Origin of the sequence: Stenotrophomonas sp. Sm10, from assembly GCF_030985515.1 — a bacterium.
Taxonomy (GTDB): domain Bacteria; phylum Pseudomonadota; class Gammaproteobacteria; order Xanthomonadales; family Xanthomonadaceae; genus Stenotrophomonas; species Stenotrophomonas hibiscicola.
This window is the reverse complement of sequence record NZ_JAPTFO010000229.1, coordinates 1-1,034: the sequence shown is the minus strand read 5'-3', so window position 1 is coordinate 1,034 and position 1,034 is coordinate 1. Positions and strand designations below refer to the sequence as shown.

Annotated in this window: 1 protein-coding gene; it reads right to left on the bottom strand. The window is 65.4% G+C overall.

Annotation, left to right across the window (positions count from 1 at the left end; all coding sequences use genetic code 11):
* Window positions 1-48 precede the first annotated feature (48 nt).
* Window positions 49-858, bottom strand: coding sequence for a 2,5-didehydrogluconate reductase DkgB (gene dkgB / locus O0J15_RS21330; protein ID WP_134732091.1), 810 nt, complete (start codon window positions 856-858; stop codon window positions 49-51).
* Window positions 859-1,034 lie beyond the last annotated feature (176 nt).

The following is a 1,034-nucleotide window of genomic DNA, read 5'->3' as shown; positions in this document are numbered from 1 at the left end:
CTACCGGGGACGCGTGGGTAGCGCCGGGCCATGCCCGGCGGCCGCTCTTCAATCCCAGGCCGGCGCAATGCCTTCCGGATTCGCCAGGCGATGGCCACGATCCAGCTTGGCGATCTGCGCCATGTCTTCGTCGGTCAGCCGGATCGCTGCCGCTTCGAGGTTGCTCGACAGGTTCTCGCGCTTGGTCGACGACGGGATCACCGAGAAGCCCTGCTGCAGCGCCCAGGCCAGCGCGATCTGCGCCGGAGTGGCCTGGTGACGGCCGGCAATGGCCTGGATCGCCGGGTCCTTGATCACCTCGCCATAGGCCAGGCTCATGTAGGCGGTGACGTGGATGCCGTTGTCCTGCAGGAACTTCACCAGCAGGCGGTTCTGCAGGTAGGGATGGATCTCGATCTGGTTGGTGGCGATGGCATCGGCGCCAAGGATCTCGATGGCCTTGCGGGTCTGGGCGATGGTGAAGTTGGAGATGCCGATCGCCTTCGTCAGGCCCTGTGCCTTGGCCTCGGCCAGCGCCGGCAGGTACTCCTCCATCGGCACGTCGACCTTGTCGTTCGGCGACGGCCAGTGGATCAGCGTCAGGTCCACATGATCGGTACGCAGCTTTTCCAGACTGGTATGCAGGCTGGCCAGCAGCGCTTCCCGCTTGAACGCGGTGATCCAGACCTTGGTGGTCAGGTAGATCTCTTCGCGCGGCACGCCGGAATCGGCGATGGCCTGGCCGACCTCGGCTTCATTGCCGTAGATCTGCGCGGTATCGATGGCGCGGTAGCCGACATCCAGCGCGTTGCGCACCGAGTCGATCACGGTCTGGTCTTTCAGGCGGAAGGTACCGAGACCGAAGGCGGGGACAGTCATGGGGGCTCCAGCAGAGGGGGAGGGAGGCGGGAATATCCACGAAAGGGTAGGCCAGCGGCCGTGTGCATGCCGGCAACGGTGCATTGCATCGACGTGTACGACGGCAGGTGGTGGTGGGTGCGGGCCGTTGGTCCGGACTGTTCATGCCGCCACCCATGCAGCGTTGGGAGCTGCCG